The sequence below is a fragment of the Phocaeicola sp. GP0067 genome (assembly GCF_031119655.1).
In the GTDB taxonomy this organism is placed as follows: Bacteria; Bacteroidota; Bacteroidia; order Bacteroidales; family Bacteroidaceae; genus Phocaeicola; species Phocaeicola vulgatus.
The window spans coordinates 1-14044 of record NZ_JAVHZY010000005.1 but is presented as its reverse complement, the minus strand read 5'-3'; the positions used below and the strand labels follow the sequence as shown (position 1 = coordinate 14044).

General features: G+C 42.5%; 9 protein-coding genes. 5 read left to right on the top strand and 4 right to left on the bottom strand.

The annotated features are described in order from the left end of the window. Positions 1-447 precede the first annotated feature (447 nt). Both RE317_RS05600 and nanU read left to right on the top strand, forming a co-directional pair. The gene (locus tag RE317_RS05600) at positions 448-3792 is read left to right on the top strand and encodes a TonB-dependent receptor (RefSeq protein ID WP_008667510.1); all 3345 of its coding nucleotides are present in this window, start codon (positions 448-450) and stop codon (positions 3790-3792) included. A gap of 30 nt (positions 3793-3822) precedes the next feature. Then, positions 3823-5406: a SusD family outer membrane lipoprotein NanU gene (nanU, locus tag RE317_RS05595; RefSeq protein WP_005850809.1), complete on the top strand. Its 1584-nt coding sequence runs from the start codon at positions 3823-3825 to the stop codon at positions 5404-5406. Between the two features lie 223 nt (positions 5407-5629). Here the strand turns inward: nanU and RE317_RS05590 are convergent, their stop codons facing one another. From RE317_RS05590 to RE317_RS05575, 4 genes are all read right to left on the bottom strand, one after another. Beyond that, on the bottom strand, positions 5630-5779 hold the full coding sequence (locus RE317_RS05590) for a hypothetical protein (RefSeq protein ID WP_229093876.1): 150 nt from the start codon (positions 5777-5779) through the stop codon (positions 5630-5632). Positions 5780-5807: 28 nt separating this feature from the next. Further along, on the bottom strand, positions 5808-6938 hold the full coding sequence (locus tag RE317_RS05585; RefSeq protein ID WP_008667507.1) for an ATP-binding protein: 1131 nt from the start codon (positions 6936-6938) through the stop codon (positions 5808-5810). Between the two features lie 306 nt (positions 6939-7244). Continuing rightward, the gene (locus tag RE317_RS05580; RefSeq protein ID WP_008667506.1) at positions 7245-9437 is read right to left on the bottom strand and encodes a GH92 family glycosyl hydrolase; all 2193 of its coding nucleotides are present in this window, start codon (positions 9435-9437) and stop codon (positions 7245-7247) included. A gap of 203 nt (positions 9438-9640) precedes the next feature. Then, a complete protein-coding gene (locus RE317_RS05575; RefSeq protein WP_008667505.1) occupies positions 9641-10423 on the bottom strand; it encodes a Cof-type HAD-IIB family hydrolase in 783 nt (260 codons plus the stop codon). 158 nt (positions 10424-10581) lie between these two features. Here RE317_RS05575 and proB point away from each other — a divergent pair, with 158 nt between their 5' ends. The 3 genes from proB to RE317_RS05560 are packed head-to-tail and all read left to right on the top strand — an operon-like array spanning position 10582 to position 13940. Next, entirely contained in the window at positions 10582-11664 is a 1083-nt protein-coding gene (gene proB / locus RE317_RS05570; RefSeq protein ID WP_005850817.1) for a glutamate 5-kinase, read from the top strand. Between the two features lie 37 nt (positions 11665-11701). After that, entirely contained in the window at positions 11702-12955 is a 1254-nt protein-coding gene (locus tag RE317_RS05565) for a glutamate-5-semialdehyde dehydrogenase (RefSeq protein WP_008667501.1), read from the top strand. A gap of 19 nt (positions 12956-12974) precedes the next feature. Beyond that, positions 12975-13940 (top strand): acetylornithine carbamoyltransferase, encoded by a 966-nt coding sequence (locus RE317_RS05560; protein ID WP_005850823.1) that lies wholly within the window; start codon positions 12975-12977, stop codon positions 13938-13940. Positions 13941-14044: the final 104 nt, after the last annotated feature.

Sequence of the window (14044 nt, the reverse complement as noted above, 5' to 3'; positions counted from 1 at the left end):
CCCTATAATCTATAAGAAGGAATATACGCATTGATAGAAATAATAAAGTTATATAAATAATTGATTAACTGCATAGTCCGTTCAAAATTGAAATGTAAAAAAGAAGCCTTTTGAGCCTTTTACGTTTTAAACAGCCTGAAATGTAATGTACCAAGTTTCTACCTTATGATGTAGATGCATCAATATTATATTCTAAAAATTAAAGAAATAAATGAAGATAAAATAGAAATTGAAGAACTTATTCAGTGGAAATAGCTCATTCTTTCATTCGATATTGTTAAAAACGCAGCTTAAACCGAAATATTTTTATTATATATAAGCTACTTAATTAAATATATAATATATTTGCGCCGCAAATCTAAATTTAATTGAAATACATAGTTCCAAAAGAACTTTGCCAAAAAGGATTATATGATTTTCAATAAATAATTAAAAAAAATCACAGCTATGTTAAAACGGCTAAAGTCAGTCAGTATGCTGCTATTCCTGATGGGAACAACAACTGGAGCAGCTTATGCAGTGCCTGTCTCAGGCATAACCGATGTAGAAATCACACAGCAGAGTGAAACTTGTACCGGTGTGGTGAAAGATGGTACAGGTGAAACTGTTATTGGTGCATCTGTAATAGTAAAGGGAACGACCAATGGTACTATTACTGATTTTGATGGCAATTTCACTTTAACCAATGTAAAGAATGGAGATGTAATTCAGATTTCATTCGTCGGTTACAAAACTCAGGAGATTAAGTATGTAGGACAGTCGTTGAATATCATTTTGAAAGATGATACGGAAGTATTGGATGAAGTGGTGATTACCGGTTACGGCGGTTCGCAGAAACGCGCTGCTTTGACTACAGCAATTTCGAAATTGGACAATAGTGTATTGAAGAATGCGGCTTACAGTAATGCAGGTCAGTCTTTACAAGGTTCAGTAACAGGGTTGCGTGTTGTAAATACGACTGGTCAACCAGGTACTAATCCTGATATAACTCTTCGTGGTGGGGCGACAATTACTGGCGAAAATAGTAATGCTTTAGTGGTTGTTGATGGTATTGTGCGTAATAGTATGTCGGATGTTAATCCATCTGATATCGAATCTATTCAGATATTAAAAGATGCTGCTTCTACAGCTATTTACGGAGCTCGTGCAAATGGTGGTGTTATTTTGATAGAAACCAAGAGTGGAAAGGAAGGTAAAACTTCGATTAACTATAAATTTAAAATAGGTAAGAACTTTACTCGCAAAGGGTATGAATTCTGTAATGCAGAGGATTATATCTATTATAACCGTTTGGGATATTTGAGAACCGGACGTACTAATGTGGATACTCAGCAAGGATATGGCATTGGAAACAGCTTGTTTGATATCCAGTATTTGACAGATGATAATGCTCATTTGAAAAATGAGGGATGGTCTGTGATGGACGATCCATTTTATGAAGGAAAGCAAATTTTATTCAAAGATTATTCAGGCCAACTGGATGATGAGGTGTTCAGTAGTAGTGCCATTACACAAGATCATTATCTTAATATTACAGGCGGTAATGATAAAAGTACTTTTGCCAGTAGTTTGGGATACTATAATGAAGATGGTATGATTAAGGGAACAGGTTTTCAACGATTCAGTGGCTCATTCAACGCCTCATATAAAATATTGCCTATTTTGAATGTGAAAGCTGGTGTTTCTTATGTTTGGTCTACTCGTCCGGAACTGTGGATTGGTTCTTACGAATTCTTCTACCGTACTCGTTCTCAGCGCCCTACTTGGAATCCTTGGAATGAAGATGGTACTCCGGCAGCCGGATTTGGAACAGGTGATGGTAACCCTGCTTATTACAGAGATAAACTTACCCAGAAGAACAGTACTACACGCGCTACTTATAATATCGGTTTTACTTTGGATATTCTTCCCAAACAATTGGTATTGAATGGAAATGCTTCTTTATTGAATTATGATTACCAGCGTGAAAAATTCAATAAAGCTTATCAGACCCAGACCACTACTACACCGGAAACAACCCGTCAGGCAGAAGCGTGGGTGCAAAAATATCAGCAGGTTCAATTGAATGCTTCTTTGACTTATACTGGTACTTTTGCAGAAAAACATAACTTGGAAGCGATGATTGGTGGTGAATACTATACCTACAATCAGTTTGACTTTGAAGCTAAGACACAGGGCTCTCCTACAGATGATGTGCCGACATTGAATGTTGGTTCTAATCGTACTTTTACTAGAACTGAGAAAACAGCTTATCGCATATTGTCTGGATTTGGTCGTATTAATTATAACTATAACATGAAATATCTGTTGTCTTTTACAGCGCGTTATGATGGTATTTCTCGTTTGAAAGATAATCGTTGGGGATTTTTCCCAGGCGTGTCTGTCGGTTGGAATGTTATGGAAGAGGACTTTTGGAAAGACTCAAAAGTATCAGGAGTTATTTCTAACCTAAAGCCTCGTGTAAGTTATGGTGTGAATGGTAATGTAAACGGTATTGGTAACTATGAAGTGTATGGGGAGTATGCACAAGTGGAATCTAAAAACTATGGTGGCGCAACTGGACTTTACAATTCCAAACTGTTAAATACTAATCTCCGTTGGGAACAGAGTCAGACATTTGAGGTGGGTTTGGATATTGGCTTCTTGCAGAATAGGTTATCTTTTATTTTGGATTATTACAGCCGTGATACAAAAGATTTGCTGACGAAACAAGCATTGCCGGGATATACCGGATTTTCTGATATTGTAACTAATCAAGGAACGTTGCGTAACTATGGTTTTGAGGCGGAAGTCAGGGCTAACATCATTAATAAAGGTGGCTTTACTTGGGATATGAATGCCAATATTTCTTCTGTAGCTAATAAGATAATTAGCCTGCCTTATAATGGTGTAGACAAAAATCGGGTTGGTGGATACGAAGTTGCTGCTGGAAAAGTAGGTGCAGATGGTAAATTCCCGACAAAATGGATTGCAGGTCGTCAAGAAGGAGGTAAGTTGGGTGAATTGGTAGCCTATAAACAGCAACATATTTTCAAAGATTGGGATGATGTGAAACAGCATGCTAATATGCGTATTGATGAAGTTGCGAATCTGTATGGTCCGGGCTTGGCCGATCAAATTAATCCGTTAACTAATAAACCTTACAAAGAATCAACAGGATGGCAACCCATTGAACCGGGTGATGTATGTTGGGAAGATATGAATGGTGATGATGTCATCAATGGGTATGATCGCTACGTGGTTGGTAATATTTTCCCGAATATTACAGGTGGTTTCTCTACAACGTTTGGTTATAAAGGTATTTCATTGTATGCTCGTTTTGACTATGCTTTAGGTCATACATTATACAATGATTTGGCTGCTCGTTCATTGGGACAATATCAGGGTAGTTTCAATGTTATCGATAAGGTGAAAGATACTTGGAGCGAAGCAAACCCTAATTCGGATTTGCCCAAGTTCTATTATGCAGATCAGTTAAGCAAAAAGAACATAACCCGTTCCAACGATAGTAATACTGCGGCTGATAGTAATAGCTCACGTTTTTATGAGAAAGGAGATTATTTGGCTTTACGTGAAATTACGTTGAGTTATCAATTGCCCAAATCACTGATTAGCAAAGTACACATGACCGATGCCTCTGTCTATGTAACCGGACAGAACTTATTCTATATTACCGGTTATGAAGGCGTTTCTCCCGAACCGGTGGTAAGTACTACCTATGGTCGCGGTATTGATAACGGACGTTATCCTACTCCTAGAACTGTATTGTTCGGATTATCTGTAACATTCTAAATAAATTAAGATTAAAATAGGAAGATAATTATGAAAAAGATATTTATATATGTATTAGCTGGTATGACCCTGTTGCCGATGGCAACAGGATGCAATTCTTTGGATTTGGAATCAGAAAGTACTATTACTGATCCCAATTACTGGAAAAGTGACACTCATTTCAGTGCATTTAATGTAGGTTTGCATGCTCAACTTAGGGAACGGACATATAATCTCTTTATTTTAGGTGAACCTCGTGCGGATATTTATGGTGATGATCCATTTGGTGGTGAAGCGACTCAAGGAATGGAAAGATTTCCTTATAATTCGCTGAATGCGGAAAATGTGGGACTAAGTAACTTTGCTGACTTGTATGGGGTTATTAATCAGATAAACTTGATGATTGCCAAAACAACAGAAACCCAACTGTTGCCAGAGGTGTCGAAGAACTATTATTTGGGTGAGGCTTATGGTATGCGTGCTTTCTTGTATTTTCATCTGCTCCGTTCATGGGGAGATGTAATTTTACATTTGGATTATACCAGTGGTTCTACCATTGATTTGGCTAACATCCTGAAACCGGCTTCTCCTGCAAGTGCTGTAATGGAACAAATCAAGAATGATATATCTGCTTCAGAAGCAGCATTTGGCAATGATTATTCTTATAAATATGGGAAGCATTATTGGTCATTGGGGGCAACTAAAATGTTGAAAGGTGAAGTTTATTTGTGGAGCGGTAAGCAGATGGACGGTGGAGCAACTGATTATAACATGGCAAAATCGGCTTTGCAGGAAGTTAAAAACTGTCCGGGAATAGGTTTGGAAAGCAATTTTACCGATGTTTTTGCTTATAATAATAAGAAGAACGAAGAAATCATTTTCACCATCCATAACGGACAAGATGAATATGATATGTGGAAGGATTCTTATAGAATGACTTTGGTTCCTCAACAGGCTTACATGACCTCAGGCATTTATTTTAATGAAGATGGGGTTTCGTATGCTGATACTAAAGATGCTGAAATGAATGGTTTGATTAGACTTCAGATTAAGAAAGATTTCTATAATAAAGTATTCTTGAAGGGGGATACACGCAAGGCAGGCTCTATAAAGGCTGTTTATCAGAAGGATGCTGATGGTAATTTGGTATATGTAGCTCCTATTCCTTATAAATTCCAAGGAACGATGATAGCTGGTAGCTCTACACGTAGCTGGTTGGATGACTATCCCATCTACCGCTATGCAGATTGTTTGTTGTTATTGGCGGAGGCCAAGGCATTGTTGGGGGAAGATATTGCAGCGGAAATCAATGCGGTGCGTGAACGTGCTTATGGTAAAGAGTATTTTGAGGCTAATAAGGCTACTGTAGCTTATCCTAATGACAAAGGTGATTTTTACACCAATAATCCTTTTGTAGCCGGTGATGAAAATCCGGTGGAAGCTGTTTTGAAAGAACGGCTCCGTGAATTAATGTATGAAGGAAAACGGTGGTATGATATCCGTACTTTAGGGTATACAGAGAAGTATTCTACTGCAAATTCCAGCCGATTGTTATGGCCGATTGATGCTAATACTTTGACCAATAACAAAGAATTGAAACAAACTCCAGGCTATACGACGGATAATAAAGAGTAATAAGATGCTTTGATAGAAAATAATAAGGAGTAAACTTTAAGCTGTGAGCAAGTCTTTCACTGAATAGTGGGGGCTTGCTCTGCTTTTTATAAGAACCTGAAGAAACTAGATTCAACTTTTCGGACGCCTCTTTTTATTGAAACCGTTTCAAGACTTTTAGTATATCTTTTTGGGGGGTATCTTGACCCTTTCTGTTTCAATGAACTCTTTGACAGGTTGTTGCTTATCTTTTGAATATAATTTCAGAAGTGAATTTCAATAAAACTTTTCCTGAAGTAAATTCCTTGAAGAAATAGCCGGCAGGCTGTTGGGCATTGGTAAACGTTATGCTTCCCAATGCCAGAATTGCAATAAGAATTCCTTTTGTATTCATAGTTCATAGTGATGGAGATTTCAATTATTCATACTAGTCCTTTGAGCCAAATTGCAAAAAAACGATCGTATACTATATATCCTTGCTGCTCTTTTAAGACAGACTCCTTATTAATTGAAGACTTTAATGCTACATTTATGCTGCTGGCTCCTTTTAAATCATATTTCTTTATGAATGTGGCACTGTTAATCTCACTTACAATTTCCTCTTTGGCTATAGCTTTCAGCAACTGAATCTGATTGGAAGTTAAAAACTGGAAATAGGTTTGATAAGTATATTCTTCCTCCTGTATGATTTCCTGCATGAGTGTATGCAACAGTTCTATCGTCGGAGTCTGCTGTGGCAATGAATACAATCTGTTTAAAAGATATTGCATATACCACGTATGCCCTTTTACCGATTGATAAATTTCATGGAAGATATCTTCCTGCAAAGTTTTCTTTCTTCCATCAAACAGTTTCTTGGCAAACTCCCGGTAAGGGGTATAGGGAATAGGGGCCAGGAAAAGTTTCTGCGTAGATTGGTAAAAAGGCCTTTTGATGGAAAAGAAGATAGACTCCATCAAATGCTTTTTGCTGCCCGAAAAGATGAAATGCACATTCGGGGTGAACTGGATATACGATCTCAACAGGCCTTCCACTCCTTTCTCCGGATATTCCATTATTTGCTGGAATTCATCAATGGCTATGTAACATTCTACTCCCGATTGGTTTAGGTAGGTGAAAATCTCTTTCAAGGTTTCTTCTGAACGTTCCGGAATAAAATCGAGTGTTACAGATGGCATCCCTGTAATTTCATCGGTACTGATGACCGGACGGCAACTCTTAAAGAATGAGAATAGCGATTTTAAGGTACTCTGTGATAAGGTATCTGATTTTCCCAACACACTTCGTCCCAGTAGAGATACAAACTCCTGAAGATTCTGGGTTGAAAATATATCCAGATAAAAACAGGCGGCAGATTTATTTTCTTTTTGAATATAGTAAAATACATTCTTTATTAGTCCTGTCTTTCCCATACGGCGTGGACTGATTAATGTAATATTTCTGCCATTCTTTAATGCTGACATTAAAGAAGCTGTTTCTTTTTCGCGGTCACAGAAATAGTCGGGGCCTTGGTAACCGGTTATTAAAAATGGATTAGTAGGAATATTCTTCATTGCAGTTTTTATGTTACATAAAACATGTAACGCAATAAAGTTTGGATTGAGCAAATATGAGAGTTGTATTTTTGTGTTGCCCATTGTACCATGCTCTGACTTGACATGGTCCATGGCAATAATTTAATGTGGCAGTTACAAGATATCTAAAGCAGAAGTTATGCAGATAATGATCATGTTTCATGGATAAGGACATGATACCTAGAGCATTATGATCCTTTGGAAAGCATCAGGAGCAGAAAACAGGAAGAGGGTATATAGCCGGAGCCGGCTGTTATACCCTCTTCCTGTAATGAGGTAGATTCCTTATTTCATCTTATACACCAAAGTCCCACCCTTCAAAATATCTTCATGCGAGATATAATTCTTTGTATAGGGTTCACCGTTCAGTGTGATGCAGTCAATGTACTTGTGTTCCTTTGACAATCCTTCGGCAATGATCGTGAAAGTCTTTCCGTCGGCCAGATTCAAAACGATTTCAGGCAGCTGCGGAGCGCCGAAGACATAATTGCCACTTACCGGATCTACCGGATAGAACCCCATAGCCGAGAACATATACCATGCTGACATCTGTCCGCAGTCGTCATTGCCACAGAGTCCGTCGGGTTCGGGACGATATTGCGTATCAAAGATTTCACGGATCAGTTCCTGGGTACGTTCGGGGCGGCCTGCCAACGTATATAAATAAGTAATGTGATGGCTGGGTTCGTTGCCGTGTGCATATTGACCGATCAAGCCGGTAACATCTGCCTGGGTGGTTTCCAGTTTCAAGGTGAACAAAGAATCCAATTTGTTTAAGAATGCCTGTTCTCCGCCGAATAACTCAATAAGCCCCGGCACATCATGTTGCACATGCCAGGTGTACTGCCATGCATTACCTTCGGTATAGTCTCCACCGGTACTTTCCATGTGGGCAACCTGACTAGGGTTGAAGGGAGATTTCCAACTTCCGTCAGCATTACGGGGACGCATGAACTGCGTTTCTTTATCAAACAGGTTCTTATAAAAATCGGCACGTTTGGCAAAATAAGCGGCATCTTCCTCTTTACCCATACGTTGGGCCATATCGGCTGCGGCATAATCGTCATATACCGATTCCAGTGTGGAGGATACTGATTCTGTCTTAATCAAGTCTGTAGGGAAATAACCGTATTTCATATAAGTTTCCCAATCGGATTTCAGTTTATGAGATACGGTCTGGGTATTTTTGATAGCATTGAAGGCACGTTCGGCGTCAAAACCCCGGAACCCTTTGCGGTACGCTTCGGCGATAACTGAAACACCGTGGTTGCCAATCATGGTATATGTCTCTTTTCCCCAAAGTCCCCAGATAGGCAGGAAGCCCTGTACTTCAGCCTGTTCTACCAATGAATTGACGAATCCGTCTACTTTTTCAGGAACCATTAAGGTGTAAAACGGATGGGCGGCGCGATAAGTGTCCCATAAGGAGAAAGTGGAATAAAAAGCTCCGTTACCGGCTTTAACGATGGAATCGGCTGCATTACGGTACCATCCGTCTACGTCCGAGATTTGGTTGGGCTGTATCAGGGCATGGTAGAAGCTGGTATAGAAGTTGGTCTTCTCGTCATCCGTACCCGTTACTTCAATGCGGCTCAGATAATTGTTCCATTCGTTGTGGGCTGCTTGCTTCACTCCTTCAAAATTCCAGTCGGCTATTTCCGCTTCCATATTCTTCTTGGCTCCATCCACGCCGGTGGTGGACATGGCTACTTTCATCAGCAGTTCCTCTCCCGGCTTCATGTCAAAAGTAGCGATGATGCGTTTCCCTTTTTCAGTTTCGGCCATGGGCAGATACAGGGTATCTATGACGGGACGATTGAACTTCATAACAAAAAAGTAATCCTGGTTCACCCATACGCTGTTGCGTACATGTCCGGTCAAGGTTTGTGCATCTTCCCAATTGGTTTCGCAACTTTGTACTTGCGAATGGTATTGGTTTTCGTTCCACGCAGGTCCGTGCTGAAGGTCAATCAATACAGATGCCGAGTCGGCGTTATGATAGGTATAACGGTGCAGGGCGGCATGGGGAGAGGCGGTCAGTTCGGCCTTCACGCCGGGGTCGGCCAGCTCTACGGTGTAGTATCCGGGAGTCGCTGCTTCCTTGTCTTTGGGGAAGTGGCTGCGATAAGCGTCCCAGGCACGGGCGCGTGTTCCGGTAACCGGCATCACCAGGATGTCTCCCAGGTCCATACACCCTGTTCCATTAAGGTGTGTCTGGGTAAATCCCCATATCAGGGAGTCGGTGTACACATATTCCGAGCAATATCTCCAGCCGACAGCTCCGGTTACGGGGCTTGTCTGGATCATGCCGAAAGGACGGCAGGCACCGGGAAAGGTATGTCCGTTGTCTGCTGCTCCGATGAACGTGTTAACATACTGCGTGTAGTCAGTTTCGCCTGTCTTCTGCTGTGTTGTGGAACAGCCGAAGAGCGAGCCTGCCAATACAAATGCGCAAAGGATAGAATTGGTTTTCTTCATAGATTCGCAATTAATAAATATTTTGCGTAAAGATAAAGAGTTTTCTGGAAAAATGGGTCAAGAAATCAAAACAAGAAACGAATTAATAAGAAGTAAATGAATATCTTTGCATCTCTTAAATTAATAAACGACATGAAAAACCTTAGTTTGGGATCTCTCATGAGGATACTCTCTGCATTCATTTTCCTTTTATCGAACCTTCTTTAGATTAATCCGAAATGTTTCAACGCATTGGCTATTCCGTCTTCATCTACGGAGGTGGTCACATAGTCGGCCACAGCTTTGACATGAGGTTCGGCGTTTCCCATAGCTATCCCTGTGGCTACGTGTTTCAGCATGGGAATATCATTGCCGCCGTCACCGAAAGCCATGGTGTCTTTCAGGTCAATGTCAAAATATGCCAGCACTTTGTCTATTCCCGTACTTTTACTGTTGCCCCGTGCAATGATGTCGGCAAACAATGGATACCAGCGCATTGGCTCGCAATGGGTCAGCACTTTGCCGAATATATCTGTTTCTTTTTCCTCTTCGGCCGTAAAGTACCCCATTATTTGCAGGATGTCTTTTCCACGGGCTTCTTCTATGGAGGCGACAGGGGGAATAGGAATTTCAATCAGATCGGAAACAGCCTGTACTCTGTCATTCACTTCTGTGACGAACATTTCATTGCCGTATGCAAAAACGAAAGGTACCGGATATTTCTGTTGAAAAGTTATTAGCCGTTCAATGTCTTCTTGCGGGATGCAACCTTTATAAATGGGCTGGTGGCCGGCGGTAAAACAATAGCTTCCGTTTACGGTGATATACCCGTCAAACTCTAAGTCACCCAGGTTGTTTATTAAACATTGTGGGCGTCCGGTAGCAATAAAGATTTTAATGCCTTTATCACGAAGTGCCTTTAATGCCTCATGGGTTGAAGCGGGAATCTTATGAGTTTCAAAAGAAACCAATGTACCGTCAATATCGAAAAAAATAGCTTTAACCATACGTTTACCTATTGAATATTATCGTTATATATTTTCATTTTGCAAAGATGAGAATTAAAATACATGCACACAAATACGATAAAGGTTAATTTTTGGCTTATTTGACTTTACAGATTGATTTTAATATCTATATTTGTGTTTCTAAAATAACAAGAGAAATGGCAGTTCAGTTTACAAGAATAGCAGTAAAGATCGGTAGTAATGTGTTGGCGCGTAAAGACGGTACGCTGGATGTGACGCGTATGTCGGCATTGGTAGACCAGGTGGCGGAATTGCGCAAAGCCGGGGTGGAAGTCATTCTGATTTCATCCGGGGCGGTAGCTTCGGGACGCAGCGAGATCAAGCCTTCCAAGAAATTGGATAGCGTGGAGCAAAGGCAGCTTTTCTCGGCGGTGGGCCAGGCAAAACTGATCAACCGGTACTATGAGCTGTTTCGCGAACACGGTATTCCCGTCGGGCAGGTGCTGACTACGAAAGAAAGTTTCGGCACGCGCCGTCATTACCTGAACCAGCGCAACTGCATGATGGTGATGCTGGAGAACGGTGTCATACCTATCGTAAATGAGAATGATACCATTTCGGTCACTGAACTGATGTTTACAGACAATGACGAGCTTTCGGGAATGATCGCTTCCATGATGGATATGCAGGCGTTAATCATACTGAGCAATATTGACGGCATATACAATGGTTCTCCTTCTACCCCCGGTACGCAGGTGATACGGGAGGTGGAGCAGGGAAAGGATCTTTCGGACTATATACAGACGGAGAAATCGGGATTCGGCCGGGGCGGTATGCTGACAAAGACTACCATTGCCCGTAAAGTGGCCGATGAGGGCATTACCGTCATTATAGCCAACGGCAAGAAAGACCATATTCTGGTCGATTTGCTGCAACATCCGGCAGAGACGGTTTGTACACGCTTTATTCCGGCAGAAGGCGGAGTATCCAGCGTGAAAAAGTGGATTGCCCATAGCGAAGGCTTTGCCAAAGGCGAGTTGCATTTGAACGAACAGGCCGTGAAAGTGTTGAAAGGACAGAAGGCGGTAAGCCTGCTTCCTGTGGGAGTGGTCCGCATAGAAGGGGAATTTGAAAAAGATGATATAGTGAAAATCATAGACCACCGGGGCAGGCAGATAGGAGTGGGACGCATCGGATTTGATTCGGCAGAAGCGCGTGCATTGCAGGGGAAACATGGACAGAAACCTATGGTACACTATGATTATTTGTATTTGGACTGATGCGGTGTGGTAATGATTTAGATAAAATGAAGTGACTATGGAACAGATAAAAGATATTTTTAAACAGGTGCGGCAGGCAAAAGGATCTCTTGCTTTCTGCAAGGAGGAGATCATCAATGACACCTTGTATGCATTGGCCGACAGGGTGGAGGCTGCTACGGACCGGATTCTGGAAGAGAACGCCAAGGATCTGGCGGCGATGGATCCGTCGAATCCCAAATATGACCGTCTCAAACTGACGGCGGAACGTATTCACGCCATAGCCCAAGGCATACGGCAGGTAGCCACGCTGCCTTCTCCGTCGGGGAGAATACTGAGTGAGGCCGTGCGTCCCAATGGCATGAAGCTGACCAAGGTAAGTGTGCCTTTCGGGGTGATAGGCATTATTTATGAAGCTCGTCCTAATGTGACTTTGGATGTGTTTGCACTTTGTTTCAAATCCGGCAACGCCTGTATATTAAAAGGGGGAAGCGATGCCGATTTCTCCAACCGTATCCTGGTGGAGATTATCCGGAATACCTTGCTGGATGTAGCCCACTTGTCTCCTTATCTGGTGGCATTGTTGCCGGCAGGACATGATTCGGCCGACGCGCTGCTCCATGCCCGCGGCTATGTGGATCTGATTATCCCCCGGGGCGGTAAGGGGCTGATAGACTATGTGCGGCAGAACGCCACGATTCCCGTTATCGAGACAGGAGCCGGTGTGTGTCACGTTTATTTTGACAAGGATGGTGATGTGGCGAAAGGAGCCGCCATTATCCGCAACGCCAAGACACGCCGTGTCAGCGTGTGCAATGCCTTGGACTGTCTGATTATAGATGTGAACCGGCTGACCGACCTTTCCACTCTTTGTAGCGGTTTGCAGCAGGACAATGTGGAAATCTATGCCGATGACTTGTGTTACAATTATCTGAAGACTTCTTACCCTTCCCACTTGCTGAAACATGCTTCTACGGATACTTTCGGAACAGAGTTTCTGGACTACAAAATGGCAGTGACGGCGACTATGACCATACAGGCGGCTGTGGCCCACATTTCTATCTATGGTTCGGGACATAGTGAATGTATTGTGACGGAGAATGACCGGGCGGCCGATTATTTTATGAAGATGGTGGATGCGGCTTGTGTTTATGTGAATGTGCCTACTTCGTTCACCGATGGAGGTGAGTTCGGACTGGGAGCGGAAATAGGTATCAGCACGCAGAAGCTCCACGCCCGTGGTCCGATGGGACTGGAGGAACTGAACACATACAAGTGGATTATTCAGGGGGATGGACAAATAAGACAATAATACTATAAATGAAAAAATTATGAGATACTTTACAAACGTACACGATTTGGGCGACTTGAAGAGTGCCCTTGCCGAAGCTTTCGAAATCAAGAAAGACCGCTACAAATATGAAACCCTGGGAAAGCATAAGACTTGCCTGCTGATTTTCTTCAACAACAGTCTGCGTACCCGTTTGAGTACCCAGAAGGCAGCCCGTAACTTGGGCATGGATGTGATTGTGCTCGATGTGAATCAAGGTGCATGGAAGCTGGAGACCGAGCGCGGTGTCATTATGGATGGCGACAAGAGTGAACATTTACTGGAGGCTATTCCGGTGATGGCTTCTTATTGTGATATCATCGGTGTGCGTTCGTTCGCTCATTTTGAGAACCGCGAGGATGATTATACCGAAAAGATTCTGAATCAGTTCATCAAGTATTCCGGCAAGCCTGTATTCTCCATGGAAGCCGCTACCGGTCATCCGTTGCAGGCTTTCGCCGACCTGATTACCATCGAGGAGTATAAGAAGAAAGACCGTCCCAAGGTGGTCTTGACTTGGGCGCCGCATCCGCGTGCATTGCCTCAGGCCGTTCCCAACTCGTTTGCCGACTGGATGAACGAGGCCGATGTGGATTTTGTCATCACTCATCCCGAAGGCTATGAGCTGGACCCGAAGTTTGTCCGTGGCGCGAAGGTGGAATACAACCAGATGAAAGCCTTTGAAGGGGCTGACTTTATCTATGCCAAGAACTGGGCATGTCCCGGTGTCACCCGTCCTGCCGACTATGGAAAGATCCTGAGCAAGGATATGAACTGGACGGTAGATGCGGCGCACATGGCAGTGACAAACGATGCTTTCTTTATGCATTGTCTGCCGGTGAGAAGAAACATGATTGTGACCGATGAGGTGATTGAAGCGCCTACTTCGTTGGTTATTCCTGAAGCGGCTAACCGGGAAATTTCTGCTACAGTTGTTTTAAAAAGAATGCTGGAAGGGTTGGAATAACCGACGGTCGGAATGACGTATTCTTCCGTAAGCATTCGGCCTCGTGCGTGTTTCTCTCCAAGTTATAATAAAGTCAAAAGCCAGACGAAGCATGTCTGGCTTTT

Coding starts and splice junctions, on each gene's coding strand:
- RE317_RS05585 (WP_008667507.1), bottom strand. CDS start 6,938: ATGAAGAATATTCCTACTAATCCATTTTTAATAACCGGTTACCAAGGC.
- RE317_RS05580 (WP_008667506.1), bottom strand. CDS start 9,437: ATGAAGAAAACCAATTCTATCCTTTGCGCATTTGTATTGGCAGGCTCG.
- RE317_RS05590 (WP_229093876.1), bottom strand. CDS start 5,779: ATGAATACAAAAGGAATTCTTATTGCAATTCTGGCATTGGGAAGCATA.
- RE317_RS05575 (WP_008667505.1), bottom strand. CDS start 10,423: ATGGTTAAAGCTATTTTTTTCGATATTGACGGTACATTGGTTTCTTTT.
- RE317_RS05565 (WP_008667501.1), top strand. CDS start 11,702: ATGGAACAGATAAAAGATATTTTTAAACAGGTGCGGCAGGCAAAAGGA.
- RE317_RS05560 (WP_005850823.1), top strand. CDS start 12,975: ATGAGATACTTTACAAACGTACACGATTTGGGCGACTTGAAGAGTGCC.
- RE317_RS05600 (WP_008667510.1), top strand. CDS start 448: ATGTTAAAACGGCTAAAGTCAGTCAGTATGCTGCTATTCCTGATGGGA.
- proB (WP_005850817.1), top strand. CDS start 10,582: ATGGCAGTTCAGTTTACAAGAATAGCAGTAAAGATCGGTAGTAATGTG.
- nanU (WP_005850809.1), top strand. CDS start 3,823: ATGAAAAAGATATTTATATATGTATTAGCTGGTATGACCCTGTTGCCG.